We start from the raw sequence: 24768 nt of genomic DNA on the forward strand, positions 1-24768 counted from the left end.
CATCCACAGCACACGACGGGCGCACGCGCACGCGTGCCCCCGTCGACCGTACGACCTCGCCCTGTTGCCCGGGCCATGACATCACCGACGCGTGATCACCCGGACGCGGCGAAGCACGTCAGGGCACGTCGAACCGACCACTGTACGAATACCGCTTCAGCGGCCCTCCGTCAGCCGGTCCGATGTCGCTGGACCGGCTCAGACCCCCGCGCCCAGCACCGAGTTGATCTGCTGCGGGTCACCGCAGACGATCAGCAGGGCGCCGGCCCGGCCGAGGGCCAGGGGAAGGGCGGCTGCCGCCGTGGCGTCGGCGCCGCCGTTGACGGCGACCACGACCACGGGACGGGAGCCGGCACGGCTCAGAGCGGCGGCGTCGGCATAGAAGACGTCGTCGCCCGCGTCGTGCTGCGCCCAGTACGGGGCCTCACCGAAGGACAGCTCGTGCGCGGCCCACGGGTGCGGATCGCCGGTGGTGATCACCAGCACCTCGCCGGGGGCACGGCCCGACTCCAGGAGCAGGTCGACGGCTTCCTCGGCAGCGTCCAGCGCACCCTCGGCCGAGGCCGGGATCAGCTGGATCTGCGGGGCCGCCGAAGCCGTGGAGGCAGGGGCAGAGGGGGTGGAAGGGGCAGGGGCGGCCGGAGCCGCGGACGGCCCGGGCTTGACCGCGCCCGCGGTAGCGGCCACGGCGGTCGCCGGCGCTTCGTGCGGTGCGCGCTGGACCGGCGCCGTGGGCCGGAAAGGCCCCGGACGGCCGGGACGCGGCGCGGCCGCGGGGCGGGGGCCGGGTACGGGACGGGGGGTCGGCGCGGTGCGGCCACTGGCCGGAGTGACGCGGGGACCCTGGGCACTCTCGTGAATCTGAGGCTCCTCGGGAATGAGAGGCATGACCTGATATTTATCAAACGCCGGTGCGACTCGCGTCGGCGGGTGGCACATGAGTGCGAACGGAATCGTCAGAAGTCGAAGCCGAGCTGGCCCTCGATCTCCGGAGCGTTCCCGTTCGCCCAACTGCGGGCCTTCTTGAGGTGCCGCCACTGGGGCAGCGCATCAAGATAAGCCCACGACAGCCGGTGGTACGGGGTGGGGCCCCGCTCCTCCAGCGCGGCCTTGTGCACGGGAGACGGATACCCGGCATTGGCCGCAAAACCGAAGTCTGCATGGTCGATGCCCAGTTCGGCCATCATTTTGTCGCGCTGAACCTTGGCGATCACGGACGCCGCCGCGACCGCCACGCACGACTGGTCACCCTTGATCACCGTGCGGACCTGCCACGGCGACCCCAGGTAGTCGTGCTTGCCATCGAGGATGACCGCGTCGGGGCGGACGGGCAAGGCCTCCAGTGCGCGCACCGCGGCGAGCCGCAGCGCGGCCGTCATCCCCAGGTCGTCGATCTCCTCCGGAGAGGCGTGCCCCAGCGCGTACGACGTGACCCATTTCCGCAGTTCTTCCGCGAGTCGGGCACGCCGCTTGACCGCGATGAGCTTGGAGTCGGTGAGCCCCTCGGGGGGCCGCCGGAGTCCGGTGACCGCCGCGCAGACGGTGACGGGGCCGGCCCACGCGCCCCGGCCCACCTCGTCGACGCCGGCGATGACCTTCGCTCCGGTCGTGGCGCGCAGGGAGCGCTCGACTGTGTGGGTGGGTGCTTCGTACGGCATGGCGGTCTCAGCCTACGCCGCCCGGAACCCCACGCGACACCCTGGTCCCCCAAGCGACTTCAGGCACTTCCCGCCCGCAACAGCGGAACCATCAACTGGTCGATCATTTCTTCGATGTCCGGCTCATGCCATTCACTCGCGCACATCTTCGAGCGGTACATCATCATCGCCGGAATGGCGTCGAGGACATAGCCGTTGGCCGCGTCGGGACGGGTCTCCCCCCGCGCGATTCCGCGGTCGATGATCTCCCGGAGGAGCCTCACTGTCGGCTCGACGAGCCCTCCGAAGATCACGCCCTGAAAGCGTTCCGCCTGCGGGCTGTCGCATTCGTGAATCACCGAGCGCAGCGCGAACCCGGGGCGCGAGAACATCGCCTCACGCACCTGCCGGCACAGTTCGACGAGGTCGTCCCGCACGTTCCCGAGGTCGGGCGCCAGGTCGAAGCGCGGCAGCCCGGACTGGAGCGCGTCCGCGACGAGGTCCTCCTTCGAGGGCCAGCGTCTGTAGACGGCGGCCTTGCCTGTCTGGGCGCCGGCGGCGACGCCCTCCATCGTGAGGCCGTTCCAGCCGACCGTACTGAGCTGCTCCAGCGCGGCGTCGAGAATCGCGCGTTCGAGCACGGCGCCGCGCCGGCGGGGGGAGGCCGTCTGAGCGGGGGCGGCCGTCCAGCGCGAAGTAACCATCTGATGTGTCTCCAGCGGGCAGGGGTGAGCGGGCGGTGCGAGGATTATGAGGATTGTCGGTATTGAGGGGATCGCCGACCAGGTGAATCGCAGAGATTACCCGGGCGACCGGAGTGCGACACGGCGGCGACTTCAGTGAACGCTTGCGTTCACTAGCGGGGACTCACTACCGTTCGACGCAACAGTGAACGCGAGCGTTCACTAGCGCTCTTATGGGGGACCCATAGTGACTACCTCTTCGTTGATGAAGGATCAGAAACCAGGTGCGGCCCGCCGGGAGGGGCATCCCGGCATAGCGCTCACCGTCATCGCGGCCTGCCAACTCATGGTGGTACTCGACGCGACGATTGTGAACATCGCGCTGCCGCACATTCAAGACGCTCTCAAGTTCAGCACCACCGACCTCACCTGGGTGGTCAGCGCCTACACGCTCACCTTCGGCGGTCTGCTGCTGCTCGGCGGCCGGGCCGGCGACATCCTCGGCCGCCGCCGGGTCTTCCTGACCGGCATCCTGGTGTTCATCGCCGCCTCGCTGCTGGGCGGACTCGCCCAGGAACCCTGGCAGTTGCTGGCCGCACGCGCCCTCCAGGGCGTGGGTGGCGCGATCGCGTCGCCCACCTCGCTGGCGCTCATCACCACCACGTTCGCCGAAGGCCCGGAGCGGAACCGGGCGTTCGGGGTCTTCGCCGCCGTCTCGGCGGGCGGCGGCGCCGTCGGTCTGCTGGCCGGCGGCATGCTCACGGAGTGGCTCGACTGGCGCTGGGTGCTCTTCGTCAACGTACCGATCGGCCTCCTGATCGCCGTGCTCACGCCGTTGTACATCAGCGAGTCCGAACGCCATCCGGGCCGCTTCGACCTCGTGGGCGCGCTGACCTCGACGCTGGGCATGGCGGCCCTCGTCTACGGCTTCATCCGCGCGGCGGAGGAGGGCTGGCGGGACAGCCTGACCCTCGCCTCCTTCGGCACGGCGGTGATCCTGCTGGCCGCGTTCGTCTTCGTGGAGATGCGCGCCAAGGAGCCGATCACCCCGCTGAAGATGTTCGCCGACCGCAACCGCTCGGGCACGTACGTGATCATGCTGAGCCTGGCCGCGGCGATGTTCGGCATGTTCTTCTTCATCGTCCTCTTCGTGCAGAACGTGCTGCTGTACACGCCGATCGAGGCGGGCCTCGCCTTCCTGCCGGTGACCTTCGCCATCGCCATCGGCGCGGGCCTGTCGCAGCGGTTCCTGCCGGTCCTCGGGCCCAAGCCGTTCATGGTGGTCGGGTCGGCGCTGGCCACTCTCGGCCTCATCTGGCAGTCCTTCATCAGTCCCGACAGCTCGTACGTCGGCGGGGTGCTCGGCCCGATGCTGGTGTTCGGCTTCGGCATGGGCCTGAACTTCGTGACGCTGACCCTCACAGCTGTCTCCGGGGTCGCCGCGCACGAGGCGGGCGCGGCGTCCGGGCTGCTCAACGTCACGCAGCAGGTGGGCGGTTCGCTCGGCCTCTCCATCCTGACGACGGTGTTCGGCGCGGCCAGCCGCAACGAGGCCGCGGAACAGGTGCCCAAGTTCCTGGCCGAGGCCACGCCCGAACAGAAGGCGGAGTTCGCGAGGACGAACCAGCTCCCCGCTCCCTGGAGTCACGAGGTACTGGCCCACGGCATCTCCACGGCCTTCATCCCGGCCGCCGCGATGGCCGTACTGGCCCTCGCCACCGCCTGGTTCGTGATCCGCGTCCGCAAGAGCGATCTGGAGGCCCTGTCAGGCACGGCGAGCACCGCGGGTCCGGCGGGCGGCTGATCTCCCGGCAGCGGGCCCTCAGGCGCCGCCTGCGGGGTCGCGGCCGACGGCGGCAGCCCTGCGTCGCTCCGGGCCCCCGGAGTGACGCAGGGCGTCGTGGGCCTCGCGAGCCTGCCGCCCACGCGCACTGAGGCAATGTGCAGTGCTGCGGGCCGGGCCCAGGTACCGCCCGCGCAGGCATCCGGTGCCCTGCCAGTGCCGGCAGCACGTGTACGTCCCTCCGGGCACCGAAGCAACACGCAGCACCGCAGGTCCCAAGTGCCACCCGCGCGGACGACACGACGCTCCGGCAGCGGCCCGCGCCGTCGGCGCCTCACCGGGACCTGTCTCGCCCCAGGCGTGCGCCGCGATACGGCTTGCGCCGACGTGGGGTCGGGGCTCCGGAACGCACGCACGCGCGCATGCGCCAGCAGTGGACGCCGTCCTGCTCGATGGGTTCGCTCCCGGTGCGCACGCGCGCCCTGGCCGCACGAACCCTCTGCGTCGGCCCCCGGCACGAAGCCGACTCACCGCCCGAGCCCACCCCAGGGGCCCGCACCCAGCGGGGCTACGCCCCCGCAGGCGCCCACTCAGGCAGCGTTTCCGTCCGCTCCAGCCACGCCTGCGGCGGTGCCCCCGCCTTCTCCGCGGCGAGTACGCCGCCCACGATGGCGCAGTTCGTGTCCACGTCGCCGCCCGCCTGGGCCGTGGCCCAGAAGGCCTCTTCGTAGTCGCCGAGGGCGCGCGCGGCGGACCAGAGCGCGAACGGCACGGTGTCGTGCGCCGTCGTACGCCGGCCACAGCCCAGTACGGCCGCGACCGTGCCCGCGTCGGCGTAGTCGAGCATGTCCCGGGCGCGCCGCAGCCCGGCTGCGACGGCGCTGCGCGGGACGAGCGCGATGACGCCGTCGAGCAGCGCAGCGGGGCTCGGCGGGCCGTCCGGGGAGGCTGCCAGGGCGGCTGCCGCGGCGACGGCCATGGCGCCGACCACGGCCTCGCGGTGCTGATGCGTGGGATAGGCCGAGATCTCCGCCTGGTGGGTCGCCTGCTCCGGATCGTCGGCGTACCAGGCGCCCAGGGGCGCGATGCGCATGGCCGCGCCGTTGCCCCAGGATCCCTGCCCGTTGAACAGGGCGGACGCCAGCTCGCGCCAGTCGCCGCCCTCCCGGACCAGCCGCAGGAGCCGGTTCACCGCGGGACCGTACCCGCGGTCGAAGTCGTGGTGCTCGGCGAAGGAGCGGGCCAGTGCGTCCTGGTCGATGCGGCGGTGGGCGGCGAGCACGGCCACCACGGAGCACGCCATCTCCGTGTCGTCGGTCCACTGCCAGGGGCCGGGCGGCAGCTCGCGGAGCCCCAGCAGCCGGTGGTTCACGGGTACGAAGAACTGCGACCCCAGCGCGTCCCCCACCGCGAGCCCGCGCAGACTGGCCAGGGCGCGCTCCAGGCGCTCGTGCGCAGCGGAAGCGGGAGGAGAAGCGGGAGGGGAGTCAACTGTCATCGCCCTGCCAACCTAACCACTCACTCCGTACGATTCCGGGTCACGCCAGCGCTCGAACGGCCGGTCAAGCGTGTACCTGCCGTCACTCCCGAGAACGAGCATCCGCATCTCCGCGTTCCCCGGATTCGACAGTGACTCGAATTCCGCGACCGTCCAGTGGAACCAGCGCATGCAGAACAGCCGCATGGCCAGACCGTGGGTCACCAGCAGCACATTGGGCGGATGGTCGGGTGCCTCGAAGCTGCGGTAGAGGCTCTCCAGGAAGCCGCCGACCCGGTCGTACACATCGGCGCCGGACTCCCCCTGGGCGAAGCGATAGAAGAAGTGCCCGTACGCGTCCCGGTACGCCTTCTGCAGCTGTACGTCGTCCCGGTCCTGCCAGTTGCCCCAGTCCTGCTCGCGCAGCCGGGGCTCCTCGCGTACGCGTATGAGGTCGGGGTTCAGGCTGAACGCGCGCAGGGTCTCGTGGGTACGGCGGTACGGGGAGACGTACACGCTGACCTGCTCCTGCCCGAACACCTCGCGCAGCCGTTTGCCTGTCTCCTCCGCCTGCCGCCAGCCGCGTTCGGTGAGGGCCAGGGCATGGTCGGGCTCGCGTTCGTAGACGGTGTCATCGGCATTGCCCATTGACTCGCCGTGCCGGACAAGGACGATGCGCCGTGGTCTTACCATGCCAAAACCCTAGATCGGGTCGGCGTCGAGCGGGCACTCGCACGGTCTCTATACGGCGTATGTCACACATGTCGTGCACATTGGAGCACTCAGAGTGCTGATCTGATGCCGATCTTCAGACTATCCAGCTCGGTTCCAGCTCGACGATGTCACCGGCGAGAGCCGCGACATCCGCCTCCAACTGGGCCCGCAGTGCCAGCCGCTCCACGCGTTCGGCCCGGTACTTGCCGTGCTCGGCGGCCGACTGCCACATCGACAGGATCAGGAACTCGCTCCCCGGTGCCTCGCCGAACAGTCCGCGCACCATGCCGGGCGAGCCCGCCATCGCGGGGTTCCAGACCTTCTCCTGCATCAGCGCGAAGTGCTCGGCGCGCTCCTCGTGGACACGGCAGTGCGCGACCCGTACCAGGTCGGAGTCCGTGAAGCGCGGCTCGAAGCCGGTCTTCACGTCGAACCGGTGGTCGAAGAGTTTGACCTGCTGTTCCTTGAAGGTGCCCGACTGAGTGGTGGCGAGCCGGTCATGGGACCGGGCCATGAAGGAGTCGTAGAAGGCACGGCTCTCCCAGAAGGCGAAGACGTGTGCCACACCGGGACGCCCCCGGCTCCAGCCCCCGCCCTGCCCCCGGAATCCCGGCTCCCCCAGAAGTCCCGCCCACTTTCGCTGCCCCCGTTCGAAACCGCGGCGGTCCACCACGGTGCAGCGAATCCACTTGACCAGCACCGCGCCATCGTAAGGCCACGGAGCGTGGCGCCGGTCACGCTCGGGCCGAGTACAATCGCGCGAGCGCCCCCGCGCGCGTGGCACGATGGACAACCAGCTGTGATGTACCGGCAGTTGGAGCATCCGCACACGGCGAACGGGGAAGGGAAGTCTGGTGAAGGCCCTCAACAAGGGGATCCGCAAGGCCGAAGTCTCACTGAAGTGGGATCCGAGTCCGGCGGGGCAGCCGCCCACCGATCTCGACATCGTCGCCGCGACCTACTCGGCGACCGATCCGTACGGCGACCCCGCCTATGCGGTGCACTTCGACAGCCGCTCCCCGGACGGCACGATCACGCTCAACCGGGACAGCAAGGACGGCAAGGGCTTCGGCTGGGACGAGGTCATGACGCTGGAGTTCGACCGCCTGGCCGCGCAGTACGCGCGCGTGGTGGTCGGTGTCATCATCCAACAGCGTTCCACGCACCGGACGTTCGTGAGCGTCGTCAAGCCCGGCCTGCGCATCCGCGAGGGCTACAGCGTCCTGGCCGAGGACGACTTCGGCGGCGTTCTGGGGTCCACGGCGGCCACGGTCGCGGAGTTCGTCCGTGACGAGACCGGGTCGTGGGACTTCCACTCCGGCGTCCAGGGCTTCGAGGACGACCCGGCGACGTTCACCAGGACGATGGGCCGCACCCGTCAGACCTGATCCCTCCCCGAAGGGGAGGGCAGACAAGGGGTGACGATCGCGAGGGTGGCGGCCAGGGCATCGAGTACGGCCTCCCGATGGGTGACCGTGCTCGGCGGGCCGTCCCCTCCCGGCGCGAGCAGTCCGCGGTCCGTCAGCAGGTAGAGCATCCGCAGCGTGCGCATGGTGTTGGAGGCCCACGGGGGCACCGGGCCCGGCTCCCCCGTCCGGAACGCCGCCGAGACCGTGTCCAGCCATCCCACAGAGTCGGCGACACCGATCCCGGGCCGGCACAGAACCTGGGCCAGCGCACGGGCGATCCGGTCGTCCTCCTGAGCGTCGAAGACATGGTCGGTCCCGGCCAGCAGCCGTGCGACGGCCAGTTCGATCAGCGGTGCGGGCTCCTGCTGTGGACGCCGTGCGAGAGCCGCCAGCAGATCGGCGCCGTGCGCGGCGGCGTGCACCCAGCCGAGCGTGGTGTCGTACCCGCGCAGATCGGCCTCCCCGGGGTACCACCCGGCGAACGCCTCCCACCACTCCTGGCGCCACTCCCCCGCGTCGACGATCCGGGCGAGGACAAGGGGAGCGAACGCACGCGCCTGAACGCCGGGATCGACGAACAGCCCGGCCGTCCGGTCCCCCAGCCACCGCCGCTCCGCCGCGTCGAGGGCGGGTATCCAGCGGACAGCCGCGACATAGGCGCGCTCGTCCCGCACCACAGGATCCGGGGACCGGAGATCCACGACCAGCGCGTCGAGAGCGGCCACCCGAGCAGCCGCCGAGAGCTCACCGATCTCACCGTCGTGACGCTGCGACTGTCGTCCATGGACGGAGGTTACGTGGCCCACGACACGACGACGGAGGGGCACCGGCGCGAAGCCGGTGCCCCTCCCTCACTCACTGGTCAGCTGCAACCGCTGGTCGACCCGCAGCCCTCGCAGATGTAGCAGGACCCGGCCCGCTGCATCTTCGTGCCGCAGGAGAAGCACAGCGGGGCGTCCGCCTGGATGCCCAGCTGCATCTCCACCAGTTCGGCGCTGGTGTGCACCTGCTGCAGAACCGGCTGGACCGCTTCCGCAACGGCCTTCGGGGTCGCCACGGCCTTCAGCTCCTGCGCGCGGGGCGCCGACTGGGCCAGGCCCTCGATGTCGACCTCGTCGTCGGTCGGCTCGTAGGAACCCGTCTCCAGGTGCCGCTGGCGCTCGTCGGCGGAGTGGATGCCGAGGGCGGAACGCGTCTCGAAGGGAAGGAAGTCCAGCGCCAGGCGACGGAAGATGTAGTCGACGATCGACTGGGCCATGCGGACATCGGGGTCGTCCGTCATACCGGCCGGCTCGAAGCGCATGTTCGTGAACTTCGAGACGTACGTCTCCAGCGGCACGCCGTACTGCAGACCCACCGAGATGGCGATCGAGAAGGCGTCCATCATGCCCGCGAGGGTCGAGCCCTGCTTGGACATCTTCAGGAAGACCTCGCCGAGACCGTCGTCCGGGTAGGAGTTGGCGGTCATGTAGCCCTCGGCGCCACCGACCGTGAAGGACGTGGTGATGCCAGGACGGCCCTTGGGGAGGCGCTTGCGGACCGGGCGGTACTCGACGACCTTCTCGACGGCCTCACGGATCGTCGCCTCGGCCTTCGCGGTCACCTCGGTCTTCTCGTCCTCCTTCTTCTTGACGGAGAGCGGCTGACCGACCTTGCAGTTGTCGCGGTAGATCGCGAGCGCCTTGACGCCCATCTTCCAGGCCTCGAAGTAGATCTCCTCGACCTCCTCGACGGTCGCCGTCTCCGGCATGTTGACCGTCTTGGACAGGGCGCCGGAGATCCAGGGCTGGATCGCGGCCATCATGCGGACGTGGCCCATCGCGGAGATGGTCCGCTCGCCCATGGCGCAGTCGAACACCTCGTAGTGCTCGTGCTTGAGGCTCGGGGCGTCGATCACATGGCCGTGCTCGGCGATGTGGGCGACGATCGCCTCGATCTGCTCCTCCTGGTAGCCCAGGCGGCGCAGGGCCTGCGGGACCGTGCCGTTGACGATCTGCATCGAGCCGCCGCCGACGAGTTTCTTGAACTTGACCAGTGCGAGGTCGGGCTCAAGTCCCGTGGTGTCGCAGGACATCGCGAGACCGATGGTGCCGGTCGGGGCGATGACGGACGCCTGCGCGTTACGGAAACCGTTCTTCTCGCCGATCCGGACGACGTCCTGCCAGGCCTCCGTGGCGGCGGCCCAGATCGGGGTGTCCAGGTCGTCGATACGGACGGCCTTGTCGTTCTCGTCGGCGTGCTGCTTCATGACCCGCAGGTGCGGCTGCGCGTTGCGGGCGTAGCCGTCGTACGGGCCGACGACCGCGGCGAGTTCGGCGGAACGGCGGTACGACGTGCCGGTCATCAGGGAGGTGATGGCACCGGCCAGGGCACGGCCGCCCTCGGAGTCGTACGCGTGACCGGTCGCCATCAGCAGGGCGCCGAGGTTGGCGTAGCCGATGCCGAGCTGGCGGAACGCGCGCGTGTTCTCGCCGATCTTCTGGGTCGGGAAGTCCGCGAAGCAGATGGAGATGTCCATCGCGGTGATGACCAGCTCGACGACCTTCGCGAAGCGGTCGATCTCGAAGGACTGACGGCCCTTGCCGTCGTCCTTGAGGAACTTCATCAGGTTCAGCGAGGCGAGGTTGCAGGACGTGTTGTCCAGGTGCATGTACTCGCTGCACGGGTTCGAGCCGTTGATACGGCCGGACTCCGGGCAGGTGTGCCAGCGGTTGATCGTGTCGTCGTACTGGATGCCCGGGTCGGCGCAGGCCCAGGCCGCGACGGCCATCTTGCGGAAGAGCTCCTTGGCGTCGACCTCCTCGATGACCTCGCCGGTCATCCGGGAGGTGAGCCCGAACTTGCCGCCCGCCTCGACCGCCTTCATGAACGTGTCGTTCACGCGGACCGAGTTGTTGGCGTTCTGGTACTGGACGGACGTGATGTCGTCGCCGCCCAGGTCCATGTCGAAGCCCGCGTCGCGCAGGGCGCGGATCTTCTCCTCTTCCTTCACCTTGGTCTCGATGAAGTCCTCGATGTCGGGGTGGTCGACGTCGAGGATGACCATCTTGGCCGCGCGGCGGGTGGCGCCGCCCGACTTGATCGTTCCTGCCGAGGCGTCGGCACCGCGCATGAAGGAGACCGGCCCCGAGGCGTTGCCGCCGGAGGAGAGCAGTTCCTTGGAGGAGCGGATCCGGGAGAGGTTCAGGCCGGCGCCGGAGCCGCCCTTGAAGATCATGCCCTCTTCCTTGTACCAGTCGAGGATCGACTCCATGGAGTCGTCGACGGCCAGGATGAAGCAGGCCGAGACCTGCTGGGGCTGCGGGGTCCCGACGTTGAACCAGACGGGGCTGTTGAAGCTGAAGATCTGGTGCAGGAGGGCGTAGGCCAGCTCGTGCTCGAAGATCTCGGCGTCGGCCGGGGAGGCGAAGTACTTGTACTCCTCTCCGGCCTTCGTGTACGTCTTCACGATGCGGTCGATGAGCTGCTTGAGGCTCACCTCGCGCTGCGGGGTGCCGACCGCACCGCGGAAGTACTTGCTGGTGACGATGTTGACCGCGTTCACCGCCCACTCGGCGGGGAACTCGACGCCACGCTGCTCGAAATTGACCGAGCCGTCGCGCCAGTTGGTCATGACGACGTCACGGCTCGCCCACTCGACCTCGTCGTACGGATGCACGCCGGGGGTGGTGTGGATGCGCTCGATGCGCAGCCCCTTGCTCGCCTTGGTGCTGCCCTTGGCGCGGGAACTCCGTGCCGGACCGCTCGCCGTCTCTGTCATGCCGCCTCCCTGTATCGGGCAAAACGCCCAGAAGTGTCACGTTGTTCCCATGACACGGTGTTGTTTCTCGCGCTGCGGGTACCCCCTCGGGGCCGTCCGCAGCAGGTCCTTGGTTCGCCGCCACTCCGGCCGGTTCCGAACTCCGAACACACCGTCCGGGTCCGGTCCGCCGGTCAGTCGGCGGCGTTGGCGGGCACGGGGACCTGAGTGGTCCCTCCGCTCCCGCGGTCGTCTTCCTGGCGCCCCACATCCGGGTCTTCGTCGTCCTCGGCGGGGCGGCGCGATGTTTCCCTGAGTTCCGCGACGGCGGCCTCGAAGTCGTCCAGCGAGTCGAACGCCCGGTAGACGGACGCGAATCGCAGGTAGGCGACGAGGTCGAGTTCCTGCAGCGGACCGAGTATGGCCAGCCCCACGTCGTGGGTGGTCAGCTCGGCGCTTCCGGTGGCCCGCACCGCTTCCTCGACCCGCTGGCCGAGTTGGGCGAGTGCGTCCTCGGTGACAGGTCGTCCCTGGCATGCCTTGCGCACGCCGTTGATGACCTTCGTACGACTGAAAGGCTCGGTGACTCCGGACCGCTTGACCACCATGAGCGAGCACGTCTCGACGGTCGTGAACCGGCGAGTGCAGTCGGGACACTGGCGGCGCCTGCGGATCGACGTGCCGTCGTCGGTCGTACGACTGTCGACGACGCGGCTGTCGGGGTGCCTGCAGAAGGGGCAGTGCATGGTCTCCAACCCTCCCTCACAGCAGACTCAATGGCCTCTCGGAACCCCTCGGGCCCCTCGAAGCAGCCCCCAGCATAGGCGATGCCCGAGGGACCGAAGACCCGGGGGACCACAACTTCTGGGCTACTGCCGCAATCCAACCACTAGATGTGGGGATTGGCCCGTACATCCATCGCGTATCAGCGTGTCGCACCCGTATTGGCATGTGCCGTACGGCCATACCGCTCGCGAACATGCGGAGATACGGTGAGAACCGCGTGCGACAGGGGGCGAATCCCGGTTGACGGGCTCCCGGGTGGCAGACTTGGGCAGCGGCCCACGAGGTCGTCACCCCGGCGGTGAAGGGTACAACAATGAGCCCTTTTGTCCGCCCGGCACGGCATGGGCCATACACCCAAACATCTGATCGCGGCAGGCCATCCTCAATTTTTCACTCGAACGTGTGTTTGGCGCAACCTTTCGAAAGCAACTACCGTTGCACTGCACGGGAGACCATCGAGAGGGGCCGACGTGACCACCACCGCAGACAGTGCCACCATCACTGCCCAGGACCGCTCCCAGGGCCGACTCGAGCCGGTGCATGCGATGAACGAAGCCACGAATCCCGAGGGACACAAGCGGTCCCTCCCTGGGCGACCTCCAGGAATCCGAGCGGACAGCTCGGGACTCACCGACCGGCAACGGCGCGTGATCGAGGTCATCAGGGACTCCGTGCAGCGACGCGGTTACCCGCCGTCGATGCGCGAGATCGGGCAGGCAGTCGGCCTCTCCAGTACCTCATCGGTCGCACACCAGCTCATGGCCCTGGAGCGCAAGGGATTCCTGCGCCGCGATCCACACCGCCCGCGCGCCTATGAGGTGCGCGGTTCCGACCAAGGGGCTTCCGTGCAGCCCACGGACACCGCGGGCAAACCCGCGGCGTCCTATGTCCCACTTGTGGGACGGATCGCCGCCGGCGGTCCCATCCTCGCCGAGGAATCGGTCGAGGACGTGTTTCCGCTCCCCCGCCAACTGGTGGGCGACGGCGAACTGTTCGTCCTGAAGGTCGTCGGTGACTCGATGATCGAGGCCGCGATCTGCGACGGCGACTGGGTGACCGTCCGCCGCCAGCCGGTCGCGGAGAACGGCGACATCGTGGCCGCGATGCTGGAGGGCGAGGCCACGGTCAAGCGCTTCAAGCGCGAGGACGGCCATGTCTGGCTCCTCCCGCACAACTCCGCGTACCAGCCGATCCCCGGCGACGAGGCGACGATCCTCGGCAAGGTGGTGGCGGTGCTCCGCCGCGTGTGAGCTGCGGGAGGCGGCGGGTCGTCGGACCCGCCCCCGACCGGGCCCCGGAACCCCTGCGCCGGTTCCGGGGCCCTGTGCTGTCCCCGTGTGTGCAGGTGCGTGACTGTGCGGGCCACCGACTGAAGTCGGTGGCCCGCACAGTGACGTCTACGCCTCGGCCGGCTCGGCGTTCTCCGTCTGCTTCGCCGCCGCGTCGATCGCGGCCAGTGAGCGCCGGACCACATTGCGGTCCGTGGTGTACCAGAAGTCCGGCAGGGACGCCTTCAGATAGCTGCCGTACCGGGCCGTGGCCAGCCGCTGGTCCAGTACGGCGACCACACCGCGGTCCCCCGTCGCCCGTACGAGGCGGCCGGCGCCCTGGGCCATGAGCAGTGCCGCGTGGGTGGCGGCGACGGCCATGAAGCCGTTGCCCCCGGCGTCCTCGACGGCCTTCTGGCGGGCGCTCATCAGCGGGTCGTCCGGGCGCGGGAACGGGATCTTGTCCATGACGACCAGCTGGCAGCTGGCGCCCGGGACGTCGACGCCCTGCCAGAGCGACAGCGTGCCGAACAGACAGGTCTTGGGGTCCGCCGCGAAGTTCTTGATCAGCTCGCCGAGCGTCTCCTCGCCCTGGAGGAGGATCGGGAACTCGGGGATACGGGAACGCAGTTCCTCCGCCGCGAGCTGGGCGGCCCGCATCGAGGAGAACAGGCCGAGCGTGCGCCCGCCCGCCGCCTGGATCAGCTCCGTCAGCTCGTCGAGCATGTCCCCGCGGTCACCGTCGCGCGCGGGGCGCGCCAGGTGCTTGGCGACGTACAGGATGCCCTGCTTCGGGTAGTCGAAGGGCGAGCCGACGTCGACGCCCTTCCACTGCGGGAGGTCGTCGCCCGCCGTGCCCTCGGGGGCGAGGCCCAGGGAGGCCCCGACGCCGTTGAAGTCGCCGCCGAGCTTGAGCGTCGCGGAGGTCAGGACGACGGAGCGGTCCGTGAAGAGCTTCTCCCTGAGGAGGCCCGACACCGACATGGGGGCGACCCGCAGGGAGGCTCCGAAGCGGTCGTGCCGCTCGTACCAGACGACGTCCCACTCGGAGCCGTTCGCGATCCGCTCCGCGACGTCGTGCACGCTCTCCACCGAGGCCAGCGCCTGTTTGCGGACCGCGTCCTCGTCCTGGACCGACTTGTCGCGGGTCGCGCCGATCCCGGAGATCACCGTGCGGGCCGCGTCCCGTAGCGCCATCAGGGCGTACCCGAGATCTTCCGGGACCTCCTCCAGGCGGCCCGGCAGGGCCAGCTCCATCACCCGCTCGAAGCCCTCGGCCGCGGTCTGGAGCTGGTCGGCGGCCTTCTCGTTGACGAGCTTCGCCGCGCGGCGCACGGCACGGTTGACCTGGCCGGGAGTGAGTTCGCCTGTGGCCACTCCGGTGACCCGGGAGACCAGTTCGTGCGCCTCGTCGACGATCAGCACCTCGTGCTGCGGGAGGACGGGCGCGCCCTCGATGGCGTCGATCGCGAGCAGCGCGTGGTTCGTGACGATCACCTCCGCGAGCTTGGCCCGCTCCCGGGCCATCTCGGCGAAGCACTCGGCTCCGTACGCGCACTTCGTGGCGCCCAGGCACTCCCGGGAGGAGACGGAGACCTGCGCCCAGGCGCGGTCGGAGACGCCGGGGGTGAGGCCGTCGCGGTCGCCGGTCTCGGTCTCGTCGGACCACTCGCGCAGGCGCAGCAGATCCTGGCCCAGCTTGCTGGTGGGCGCCGCCGCCTCGAACTGGTCGAAGAGGCCCTCGTCCTCCTCCTGCGGCACGCCCTCGTGGAGGCGGTGCAGGCACAGGTAGTTCGATCTCCCCTTGAGCATCGCGAACTCGGGGCGGCGGCGCAGCACGGGATGCAATGCGTCGACCGTGCGCGGCAGGTCGCGCTCCACGAGCTGGCGCTGCAGGGCGAGGGTCGCCGTCGCGACGACGACCCGCTCCCCGTGTGCGAGCGCGGGCACGAGGTAGCCGAGCGACTTTCCGGTGCCGGTGCCTGCCTGCACCAGCAGATGGGATCCGTCGTCGATCGCCTCCGCGACGGCTTTGGCCATGGTCACCTGGCCGGGGCGCTCCGTACCGCCGACAGCGGTGACGGCAGCATGCAGGAGTTCAGGGAGTGAGGGCTTCGTCATAGCCCGACCACCCTACGGGGCGGCACTGACAATCGGGTGATCAAGGCGGGAGAAGCGACGGCGCTACAACGCATCGCGCACGCCTCGGTCCCGGACCATGAGTGCGGCCCGCTTCGCGGGCAGGTCCAGCTCGGCGGAGAACCGGAATCCGGCGGTCAGAAAGGCCGACACGGAGGGGGTGTTGCGCAGGTCGGGTTCCGCGACGACGCGCGCGCAGGCAGGGCGATGGTCGAGTACGAGGTCGGCGACGGCTCTGAGCAGGATGCTGCCCAGCCCGCGCCCTCGATCGGCGACACCGCCGAGCAGGAGGTGCACTCCGGTGTCGTGCGGACGGGCGGGATAGTGCCTGGCCAGTGGGTCGAGGTCGGCCCGGTAGATCTCCCAGTAGCTCATCGGAGTGCCCTCCAGCACGCCGAGACAAGGGACGCTGCGCCCGTCCCCGTCGAGCTGGGACCGCAGGTGGGCCTCGGTCACGCATTCGGTGCCGGCGAGATCCCAGAAGGTGGCCACGGTGGGGTCGTTTATCCAGCGGCCGATCAACGGGAGATCCCGCTCGACCTCGACGGGAACGAGCTGGAACGAGCCCGCGGGCGTAAGGCTCGGCCCCCAGTCCCCGATGCGGTCGAGGAGATCGTCGGCGTACATCGCGACGAACTCGTCGGGCAGGCGCAGCTCCAGTGTGTCCTCGCTGTCGCCGCCGGTACGGAAGGCGGCGGGCGGGGCGGTACGGGCGTCGGCAGGGGGCACGGGACGCTCCTCTCATGAGATGGGGTGTGGCGTGTTCCTCAGGGGTGAAAAGGGGTTTTCGGTGTCGGGGGCGTCAGGAATGAAGGGGGTTGGCGATGCTGACGTAGACGGACTGCGTGTCGACCGGGCCGACCAGTTCGTCGAGTCCGTGCAGCCGGGTGAGCAGGTTGGCCTTGCAGCGCAGGACGGGTGAGTCCAGCAGCCGGCCGGGCAGGGACGTACGCAGCCGGGCGGGACCGGAGGCGATGTCGCCGAGGAAGCGCCGGAAGGCGGCGAGCAGCAGCTGTTCGTCGGCGAGGTGCTGGGAGCCGAACGCGCCGATGAGGCCGAGGACGTTGTTGATGCCGAGGTAGTAGGCGAAGCGTTCGTCGGTGACCTCGTCGGAGACGAACGTGTCGCTCTGTTCGCCGATGCCCGGCAGCCGGGAGTCGAGTTCGGTGCGCCGGGACTCGCGGAAGTAGTACCCCTGGTTGTCGCGGTAGCGGCCTCCCCTGGGCCAGCCGTCGCCGTCCAACAGGAGCAGGGTGTTCTGCTGGTGGGCCTCCAGGGCGATCCCGGCCTCGCTGTCCAGCCAGAGCACGGGCCGGACGACCTGCTCCAGGTAGCGCAGGAACCACTCGGTGGCGACGGCGCCGCGCGGACGCCCGGTTCGTCCGGCGAGCCGCGTGATGACAGCGGCGAGCCGGGACCGCGGGGCCGGGTCCTCCAGGTGGGCATGCGGCCGGGGCGAGACGAGTCCCGCGATGCAGGCCACGTCGTCCGCCGGGTGGAACGGGTTGTGCCGGATCACCACGTCGAGGCCGGTGACGGGGCTGCCGTCCGGGTCGTCGACGGCGAGCCATGCCGGGTCGCGGACGATGTCGAAACCCGGGTGCGCGGACTGCCACTGCTTGGCCAGTCCGCCGCGCAGCAGCCGGTGCACCTCGACGCCCCGGTGGAGTTCCTTGCGGAGGTTCTCACGCCGGGAGTTGGTGATGCGCAGCCCCAGCGAGAGCTTCAGCATCGCGGGGGCGCCCGAGCGATGGACGGTGCGTACGGAAGAGGTGGGGTACCAGGGGGAGCCATGAGCGCAGAGGTCGCGGAGCAGACCGGCCTCGAACAGGGCCGCGGTCTGCGGGCGGTGCCGGGTCTCGCGGATCTGCCAGGGATGCAGGGGCAGGGCCGCGTAGCCGTCGGGCAGCGGGAGCGGCAGCGCGGCGCCGACGAGCCGCTCGGTGAGCTGCTCGGCGCGTACGGGCCGGCCACCCTCGGTCCAGGCGGAGTCCGTGGCGAGCACGGAGGGGGCCACCGCAAGCCAGTGCAGCGGGAAGGAGCCGCGCAACTCCGGTGAGTAGAGCCGGGCTTCGGCCTCGGCGAGCCCTTCGCGGCTCTTCGGGGTCGGGTGCAGCGGGTGGCCGAGCAGCAGCGCCTGCTCGGCGGCGAGGAAGAGATCGGGCCCGTCGGCCGGCTGGGCACGCCGGTCGCTGATGAAGGTGGCGGTACGGCGGACCGAGTCGGCGACACGTGCGACCAGGTCGACGGCGTCGGGGGGCAGGACGGAGGGGGCGCGAGAGGGGGTGGCATCGCTCCCCGGACCGCTGCCCGTCCCCGCCGCCTTCGGGCCGTCGTACGCCTCCCTCGCGAGGAGTGTCGCGACGGTGACCGCGTCGGCGGCCGGGGCTCCTGCGGGGGCGTCGGCCAGGTGGGGGAGGCCGAAGCGGTGCCAGCCGGTCGGGGACCAGTAGTGGACCGGTGCCAGCAGGGCGGTGCCGCTGGTCGGGAGGGGGATGCGGAGGAGACCGTCGGTGGGGGCGGTGAGGTTGTTCTCCCGTACCCAGCAGCGCAGCAGGTTCTCGGTGGCGGCGGCCTGGGCCGCGGTGTGGGGGTCGAGGTGCTCCAGGAGGTCGGCCGTGGCACCGCGCGCCCACTGGGCGCTCCCGGCGGCTGCCTTCTGCCGGGGCACCGTGTCCCTCGCGGGGGTGGGATGGGAACGGCCTTCGGGTACGGGGGTGCTGTTCAAGACGGTTCCTCGTGGGGGTTGTTCGAGTGCGAGTGCAGGGGGACCGGAGCGGTACGAGCGGGCGTCGGCGTGGCTACCCCGCTCGCTCGGAGGGGGTGTCGAGCGGGCGTCCTTCGGTGTGGCCGCGCGCCACCGCCGCCACGGCGTCGGCCAGTCGGTCGAGTACCGCGTCGGCCTGCTCGTCGCTGATGGTCAGCGGCGGCAGCAGACGAACGACGCTCGCCTGACGCCCGCCGAGTTCGACGATCAGGCCACGGCGCAGGCACTCGCGCTGTACGGCGGCGGCCAGTTGGGGCGCTGCGGGGCGCGGGCCTCCTCCGGCGGGGCGGGGAAACACCTCCGGATCGGCACCTGGGTGACCAGTGGCCACCGCCTGCCGTTCCTCCCCCGGTCCGACCAGTTCGACCCCGATCATCAGTCCCCGTCCGCGTACATCGCCGATGATCGGGAACTCCGCTGCCAGCTTCCGGAGTTGGGCGAGGATCCGGGGGCCCAGGGTGGCCGCGCGCTCGGCGAGGCCGTGTTCGCGGACGTACGTCAGAGTGGCCGTGCCCGCTGCCATGGCGAGCTGGTTGCCGCGGAACGTGCCCGCGTGGGCGCCGGGTTCCCAGACGTCGAGGTCGTCGCGGTAGACCACGACGGCCAGGGGCAGGCTGCCGCCGATGGCCTTGGACAGCACCATCACGTCGGGGGTGACTCCGCTGTGCTCGACCGCCCAGAAGGCGCCGGTGCGGCCGACTCCCGTCTGGATCTCGTCGGCGATCAGCGGGATCGAGCGGTCCTCGGTGATCCGTCGCATACGCCGCATCCAGGCGTCCGGCGCGGGAATCACCCCGCCCTCGCCCTGGACGGGTTCGAGGATCATCCCGGCGGGCAGGGGCACGCCCGACTTGGTGTCGTCGAGGACGGACTCGGTCCAGCGGGCGGCGAGTTCGGCGCCCCGGTCGCCGCCCATGCCGAAGGGGCAGCGGTAGTCCTGGGGGAAGGGCAGCCGGGCGACGCGTACGTCGGCCGCGTGGCCGGATGCTTCCAGCGAACCGGCGGTCATGCCGTGGTAGGCGCCGGTGAAGGCGAGCATGCCGGTGCGGCCGGTCGCGGCGCGTACGAGCTTGAAGGCGGCCTCCACCGCGTCCGTCCCGGCCGGTCCGCAGAACTGCACGCGCGCGTGGTCGGCGAGTCCGGGCGGCAGGGTGCGGAACAGCTCGGTGATGAAGGCGTCCTTGACGGGGGTCGCCAGATCGAGGACGTGCAGCGGCGCCCCCGAGTCGAGCACCTTGCGGATCGCCTCCAGCACGACGGGATGGTTGTGCCCGAGGGCCAGGGTCCCCGCGCCCGAGAGGCAGTCGAGGTAGCGGCGGCCGTCGGCGCCCTCGATCGTCAGTCCGCGTGCCCGTACGGGGACGATCGGGAGGGCGCGCGCGTAGGTGCGTGCCGCCGATTCACGCGCCGACTGGCGCCGCAGAATCCCCTCGTGCGCCCCGCGCGCGCCCGCGCACACCTCGACATCCACGTCGGCTTCCACCGGCGCCCGGGATTCCCGTGCCCCTGTGCGCTCCCCCGTCTCCATGGACTCCCGTAGCCCCAACGCCCCAACTCCCCGCTGCTCCACTGCTCTGCCGCCCCGGCGGCCGCCAACTCACCGAGACACTCCTCCCGTTACCAACACCCGCCGTGCCACAGGAGTCACGGGTAACCTCAAGATCCTTGCCGGGACGGAACAGTTGCGGGCGCGGCGCGGCTCCCCCGGCACTCCGGAATCAGCCGTGACACGGCGTCACATCGGCGCCCCGCCGGACGTTTGGCGGCCCGGACCGCCTGTAGCGAAACAGTTGCCGTTCCATCGGATGGCCCCCATAGGTACCGCATAGTGTGTGATGCCGTGCAGGGACAGCACACGGTCAGACCACGCCAGGGGGAGACAGATCATGCGACCCATACGCCCGCCCTTCGCCGGCCGCCGTGGGAAGGGCGCGCGCCGCGGAACCTCCCCCGTGCCGGCCGCCGTCGGCCTCGCGGTGGCGCTCGCGCTCACCGCCACCGCCTGCGGATCCGACTCCGGCGACTCCGACGCGGGCGGACAGTCCTCCGCCTCGGCCGCTGACGACGGTGCCGGGAAGATCACGATCCCGGACGGGCTCAAGGACAAGCTCAAAGAGCACGGGATCGACATCGACAAGTGGAAGAACGGCGCCTGGAAGGACTGGGACAAGGACGACTGGCTGCGCGAGGCCGAGGACTACGTCAACCCGATCATCGAGGGCCTCTGGGACACGGACCGGATGCGCGAGGCGGACGACCCGGAGAAGAGCGTCGACGAGACCGACCTCGCGGGCGACCAAGGCGTCACCGACCCTACGCCGAAGGCCGTGGCCGCGAAGGCCGTATCGCCCGCCTACCACGCCAACGCGCCCGAGGCGGGGAAGGTGTTCTTCGACGGGCCCGAGGGCACGATGGTCTGCTCGGCGACCGTGGTCGAGGACCCCGCCCACCCCGGGAAGTCGAACCTCGTCTGGACGGCGGGCCACTGCGTGCACGCCGGCAAGAACGGCGGCTGGTACCGCAACATCGCCTTCGTGCCGTCGTACAACAACGCGGCCAGGTCCAGCGCCGAGGTGGAGAACGCCCCACGCGCGGAGATCGCTCCCTACGGCGTCTGGTGGGGTGACTGGGCGCAGACCTCGGACCAGTGGATCGAGCAAGGGGGTGCGACCGGCGGCGACGGGGCACCGTACGACTTCGCGGTCATCCATGTGACCCCGGAGAAGGGCGGCAGCGGCAAGTCGCTGGAGGAGACGGTCGGTTCGGCCCTTCCGGTGGACTTCGACGCGCCCGCCGTCACGCAGGTGGAGAGCATCACGGCGACCGGGTATCCGGCGGCGGAGCCCTTCGACGGCGAGACGATGTACCAGTGCGAGGACCGACCGGGCCGCCTGTCGATCGTCGAGGCCGACCCGACGATGTACCGGATCGGCTGCACCATGACCGGCGGTTCCTCCGGCGGCGGCTGGGTCACCACAGGCGCGGACGGCACCCCGACCCTGATCTCCAACACGTCGATCGGCCCAGTCAGCTCAGGCTGGCTGGCAGGCCCGAGGCTGGGCAAGGTGGCAAAGGGCATCTACGACGAGGTAAGCGAAAAGTTCGCCGACCAGTGAGGAAATGGGCCCCCATGCCGAAGGCATTGGGGGCCCATTTCAGGGGCGCGGGGAACTGCGCGACCAGCCACAACGCACCCGCAGACAAACAACGCCCCCCCCCGGCGGAGCCTAAAGCGCAGCAGCCGCCGGAACATACGGCGACAGATCCGCCGCCAATTCCTCATGCACCCGCGCCTTGAGCAACGTGCCCTCCGCGGTGTGCTCCTCGGAGATCACCTCGCCCTCGGTGTGGGCACGGGCGACCAGCCCGCCGTGGGTGTACGGCACGAGCGCCTCGATCTCGACCGAGGGCCGGGGCAGCTCGTTGTCGATCAGCGCGAGCAGCTCGTCGATGCCCTGACCGGTACGAGCGGACACCGCGATGGAACGCGTCTCCATCCGCATCAGCCGCTGAAGCGTCAACGGGTCCGCCGCGTCCGCCTTGTTGATCACGACGATCTCGGATACGCCGGTGGCACCGACATCCCTGATCACCTCGCGCACGGCGGCCAACTGCTCCTCCGGCGCCGGGTGCGAGCCGTCGACCACGTGCAGGATCAGGTCGGAGTCGCCGACCTCCTCCATCGTGGAGCGGAACGCCTCGACGAGGTGATGCGGCAGGTGCCGTACGAAGCCGACGGTGTCGGCCAGCGTGTAGAGGCGCCCGCCAGGGGTCTCGGTCCGGCGCACGGTCGGGTCGAGGGTCGCGAACAGGGAGTTCTCGACCAGCACGCCCGCGCCCGTGAGGCGGTTGAGCAGCGAGGACTTGCCCGCGTTGGTGTAGCCGGCGATGGCGACCGAGGGCACCTTGTTGCGCCGGCGCACCTGACGCTGGATGTCGCGGCCGGTCTTCATCTCCGCGATCTCCCGGCGCATCTTCGCCATCTTCTCGCGGATCCGGCGCCGGTCCGTCTCGATCTTGGTCTCACCGGGACCACGGGTGGCGAGACCGCCGCCCTTGCCGCCGCCCATCTGACGGGACAGCGACTGACCCCAGCCTCGCAGCCTCGGCAGCATGTACTGCATCTGCGCGAGCGCGACCTGCGCCTTGCCCTCTCGGGACTTGGCGTGCTGGGCGAAGATGTCGAGGATCAGGGCCGTACGGTCGATGACCTTGACCTTGACGACGTCTTCGAGGTGGATCAGCTGGCCCGGGCTCAGCTCACCGTCGCAGATGACCGTGTCGGCGCCCGTCTCGATGACGATGCCCCGCAGCTCGTTGGCCTTGCCGGAGCCGATGTAGGTGGCCGCGTCGGGCTTGTCGCGGCGCTGGACGACGCCGTCGAGCACGAGCGCGCCCGCGGTCTCCGCGAGGGCGGCCAGTTCGGCGAGGGAGTTGTCCGCGTCCTTGATGGTTCCCGTGGTCCACACACCGACGAGCACGACCCGCTCCAGACGGAGCTGGCGGTACTCGACCTCGGTGACGTCCTCGAGCTCGGTGGAGAGACCTGCCACGCGGCGGAGGGCCGCGCGCTCGGAGCGGTCGAACTGGTCGCCGTCCCGGTCTCCGTCGATCTCGTGGCTCCAGGCGACATCCTCTTCCATCAGGGCATCGGCCCGAAGACCTTCGGGGTAGGTGTGCGCGAAGCGCTCAGTGTCCTGGGAAGGGGAAGAAGAGGAGGTCATTGGGTCCTTACGTCGTTGGGGATTCGGTTGCGGCGACGGATTGCGCGTCGTCACTGCTCACAACGCACGAGCGTCCCGGGAGATTCCCGGAACCCGTCCCGTGAGGCCGGGGGCAGCGCCGCCGACCTGACGATGGTCGCACGGCACGCCCCGTCTCGTCACGGTGTTATTTCGCGGGGCTATGTCGCGGACGTGGCGGACTTCCAGTCCGGGTGGCCGGGCATCGGCGGCGTCTTCTCCGCGTACAGCCAGGCCTGGAAGAACGCGCTCAGGTCCCGTCCGGCGATGTCGGAGGCGAGGCGCTCGAAGTCGGCGGTGCCCGCGATGCCGTCCTTGTGGAGGCCGACCCATGCCTCCTCGACGCGCTCGAACGCGGGGCGGCCGATCTCCTGGCGCAGGGCGTAGAGGGCGAGGGCGGCGCCGTCGTAGACGCTCGGGCGGAAGATGCCGATCTTCTGGCCGGGCTTGGGCGCCTTGGGGGCGGCGGGCGGTCCGCCGGCGGCGCGCCAGCGGTCGGAGGAGCCGTAGGCGGCCTTCATGCGGTCCTCCAGCTTCCGGCCCGCCTTCTCCTCCGCGTACAGGGCCTCGTACCAGGTGGCGTGTCCTTCGTTGAGCCACAGGTCGGACCAGGTGCGCGGGCTGACGCTGTCGCCGAACCACTGGTGGGCCAGTTCGTGCACCATGATCGAGTCGACGTACCACTCGGGGAAGGCGGGCTCGGTGAACAGGTCTCTCTCGAAGAGAGAGAGGGTCTGTGTCTCCAGCTCGAAGCCGGTCGACGCCTCGGCGATGAGCACCCCGTACGTCTCGAACGGGTAGCGGCCGACCTTGCTCTCCATCCACTCGATCTGCGCGGGCGTCTTCTTCAACCAGCGCTCCAGGAGCACCCGGTCCTTGGTGGGCACGACATCGCGTACGGGCAGCCCGTGCGGTCCGGTGCGGTGCAGCACGGTGGAGCGGCCGATGGACACCTGGGCCAGTTCGGTGGCCATGGGGTGCTGGGTGCGATACGTCCAGGTCGTCGCCTTGCCGACCCGGTCGACGCCTGCGGGCAGTCCGTTGGCGACCGCCGTGTAGCCGTTCGGGGCGGTGACCCTGATGGTGAACATCGCCTTGTCGGAGGGGTGGTCGTTGCACGGGAACACCAGGTGCGCGACATCGGCCTGGTTGGCCATCGCGAGCCCGTCCTTGGTGCGGACCCAGCCCCCGTCCCGGTCGGGCGCGGACACGGGATCACTGGTGTGCCGCACGGTGATCCGCATCCAGCTCCCGGCGGGCAGCGCCGCCCGGGGCGTCACCACCAGGTCCTCGCCCGCACTGGCGAACGACGCCGGTTCACCGTCGACCTCGACCGCCTCGACCTTCCCGTGGGAGAAGTCGAGGTTGACCTGTTCGAGCGGGGCGGTCGTCCAGGCGTCGATGGTCGTGACGGCGGACAGCGGCTTGCTGTTGGTTCCGGGGTAGCTGAAGGCCAGGTCGTACGACGCCACGTCGTACCCGGGGTTGCCCAGGTGCGGGAAGAGGCGGTCGCCGACGCCCAAGGGTGCCGCGGGGGCACTCGCGGCGACGAGACAGACGGAGACGGCGGAGGCGAGCAGCGCCGACGTGAACCGGGTACGGGGGTTGAGCAGCATGCACCACG

The 24768-nt window shown here is 70.1% G+C and carries 19 protein-coding genes; 4 read left to right on the forward strand and 15 right to left on the reverse strand.

Annotated features, from left to right (window positions below; all coding sequences use genetic code 11):
* Positions 1-198: 198 nt before the first annotated feature.
* The 3 genes from LUX31_RS09775 to LUX31_RS09785 all read right to left on the reverse strand — a co-directional run bounded on the left by LUX31_RS09775 (position 199) and on the right by LUX31_RS09785 (position 2341).
* Entirely contained in the window at positions 199-888 is a 690-nt protein-coding gene (locus LUX31_RS09775) for a hypothetical protein (protein WP_235474396.1), read from the reverse strand.
* A 68-nt stretch (positions 889-956) separates the two neighbouring features.
* Positions 957-1658: a ribonuclease HII gene (locus LUX31_RS09780; RefSeq protein WP_235474397.1), complete on the reverse strand. Its 702-nt coding sequence runs from the start codon at positions 1656-1658 to the stop codon at positions 957-959.
* A 59-nt stretch (positions 1659-1717) separates the two neighbouring features.
* Positions 1718-2341, reverse strand: coding sequence for a TetR/AcrR family transcriptional regulator (locus LUX31_RS09785; RefSeq protein WP_235474398.1), 624 nt, complete (start codon positions 2339-2341; stop codon positions 1718-1720).
* 226 nt (positions 2342-2567) lie between these two features.
* Here LUX31_RS09785 and LUX31_RS09790 point away from each other — a divergent pair, with 226 nt between their 5' ends.
* A complete protein-coding gene (locus LUX31_RS09790) occupies positions 2568-4124 on the forward strand; it encodes an MFS transporter (protein ID WP_235474399.1) in 1557 nt (518 codons plus the stop codon).
* 547 nt (positions 4125-4671) lie between these two features.
* Here LUX31_RS09790 and LUX31_RS09795 read toward each other — a convergent pair.
* The 3 genes from LUX31_RS09795 to LUX31_RS09805 all read right to left on the reverse strand — a co-directional run bounded on the left by LUX31_RS09795 (position 4672) and on the right by LUX31_RS09805 (position 6994).
* Positions 4672-5601, reverse strand: a complete 930-nt coding sequence (locus LUX31_RS09795) for an ADP-ribosylglycohydrolase family protein (RefSeq protein ID WP_235474400.1) — start codon at positions 5599-5601, stop codon at positions 4672-4674.
* A 12-nt stretch (positions 5602-5613) separates the two neighbouring features.
* Positions 5614-6273, reverse strand: a complete 660-nt coding sequence (locus LUX31_RS09800; protein ID WP_235474401.1) for a histidine phosphatase family protein — start codon at positions 6271-6273, stop codon at positions 5614-5616.
* A gap of 115 nt (positions 6274-6388) precedes the next feature.
* Positions 6389-6994 (reverse strand): YdbC family protein, encoded by a 606-nt coding sequence (locus LUX31_RS09805; protein WP_235474402.1) that lies wholly within the window; start codon positions 6992-6994, stop codon positions 6389-6391.
* A gap of 151 nt (positions 6995-7145) precedes the next feature.
* Between LUX31_RS09805 and LUX31_RS09810 the strand changes: the two genes are divergently transcribed.
* On the forward strand, positions 7146-7682 hold the full coding sequence (locus LUX31_RS09810) for a TerD family protein (RefSeq protein ID WP_443046046.1): 537 nt from the start codon (positions 7146-7148) through the stop codon (positions 7680-7682).
* Here the strand turns inward: LUX31_RS09810 and LUX31_RS09815 are convergent.
* The 3 genes from LUX31_RS09815 to nrdR form a co-directional block, all read right to left on the reverse strand.
* The gene (locus tag LUX31_RS09815; RefSeq protein WP_235474404.1) at positions 7673-8509 is read right to left on the reverse strand and encodes a DUF2785 domain-containing protein; all 837 of its coding nucleotides are present in this window, start codon (positions 8507-8509) and stop codon (positions 7673-7675) included. The genes LUX31_RS09810 and LUX31_RS09815 overlap by 10 nt on opposite strands.
* A gap of 56 nt (positions 8510-8565) precedes the next feature.
* Positions 8566-11463 (reverse strand): vitamin B12-dependent ribonucleotide reductase, encoded by a 2898-nt coding sequence (locus LUX31_RS09820; protein WP_235474405.1) that lies wholly within the window; start codon positions 11461-11463, stop codon positions 8566-8568.
* A gap of 173 nt (positions 11464-11636) precedes the next feature.
* Positions 11637-12188 carry a transcriptional regulator NrdR gene (nrdR, locus tag LUX31_RS09825; protein WP_235474406.1) on the reverse strand — a complete coding sequence of 184 codons (552 nt, stop codon included), beginning with the start codon at positions 12186-12188 and terminating at the stop codon, positions 11637-11639.
* A 510-nt stretch (positions 12189-12698) separates the two neighbouring features.
* Between nrdR and lexA the strand changes: the two genes are divergently transcribed.
* Positions 12699-13478 (forward strand): transcriptional repressor LexA, encoded by a 780-nt coding sequence (lexA, locus tag LUX31_RS09830; RefSeq protein ID WP_053743545.1) that lies wholly within the window; start codon positions 12699-12701, stop codon positions 13476-13478.
* A gap of 147 nt (positions 13479-13625) precedes the next feature.
* Here lexA and LUX31_RS09835 read toward each other — a convergent pair whose 3' ends face one another.
* From LUX31_RS09835 to LUX31_RS09850, 4 genes are all read right to left on the reverse strand, one after another.
* Positions 13626-15617, reverse strand: a complete 1992-nt coding sequence (locus LUX31_RS09835) for an ATP-dependent DNA helicase (RefSeq protein WP_235474407.1) — start codon at positions 15615-15617, stop codon at positions 13626-13628.
* 63 nt (positions 15618-15680) lie between these two features.
* Positions 15681-16364 carry a GNAT family N-acetyltransferase gene (locus tag LUX31_RS09840; RefSeq protein WP_235474408.1) on the reverse strand — a complete coding sequence of 228 codons (684 nt, stop codon included), beginning with the start codon at positions 16362-16364 and terminating at the stop codon, positions 15681-15683.
* Positions 16365-16437: 73 nt separating this feature from the next.
* A complete protein-coding gene (locus LUX31_RS09845) occupies positions 16438-18363 on the reverse strand; it encodes an IucA/IucC family protein (protein WP_443045942.1) in 1926 nt (641 codons plus the stop codon).
* Between the two features lie 73 nt (positions 18364-18436).
* Positions 18437-19930, reverse strand: coding sequence for a diaminobutyrate--2-oxoglutarate transaminase family protein (locus LUX31_RS09850; protein ID WP_235474409.1), 1494 nt, complete (start codon positions 19928-19930; stop codon positions 18437-18439).
* A 358-nt stretch (positions 19931-20288) separates the two neighbouring features.
* Here LUX31_RS09850 and LUX31_RS09855 point away from each other — a divergent pair, with 358 nt between their 5' ends.
* Positions 20289-21518: a trypsin-like serine peptidase gene (locus LUX31_RS09855; protein ID WP_235474410.1), complete on the forward strand. Its 1230-nt coding sequence runs from the start codon at positions 20289-20291 to the stop codon at positions 21516-21518.
* Positions 21519-21629: 111 nt separating this feature from the next.
* Here the strand turns inward: LUX31_RS09855 and hflX are convergent, their stop codons facing one another.
* Positions 21630-23126 carry a GTPase HflX gene (gene hflX, locus LUX31_RS09860; protein WP_235474411.1) on the reverse strand — a complete coding sequence of 499 codons (1497 nt, stop codon included), beginning with the start codon at positions 23124-23126 and terminating at the stop codon, positions 21630-21632.
* A gap of 179 nt (positions 23127-23305) precedes the next feature.
* The gene (locus tag LUX31_RS09865) at positions 23306-24760 is read right to left on the reverse strand and encodes a M1 family metallopeptidase (RefSeq protein WP_235474412.1); all 1455 of its coding nucleotides are present in this window, start codon (positions 24758-24760) and stop codon (positions 23306-23308) included.
* Positions 24761-24768 lie beyond the last annotated feature (8 nt).

The sequence above is a fragment of the Streptomyces sp. GQFP genome (assembly GCF_021545335.1).
Taxonomy (GTDB): Bacteria; Actinomycetota; Actinomycetes; order Streptomycetales; family Streptomycetaceae; genus Streptomyces.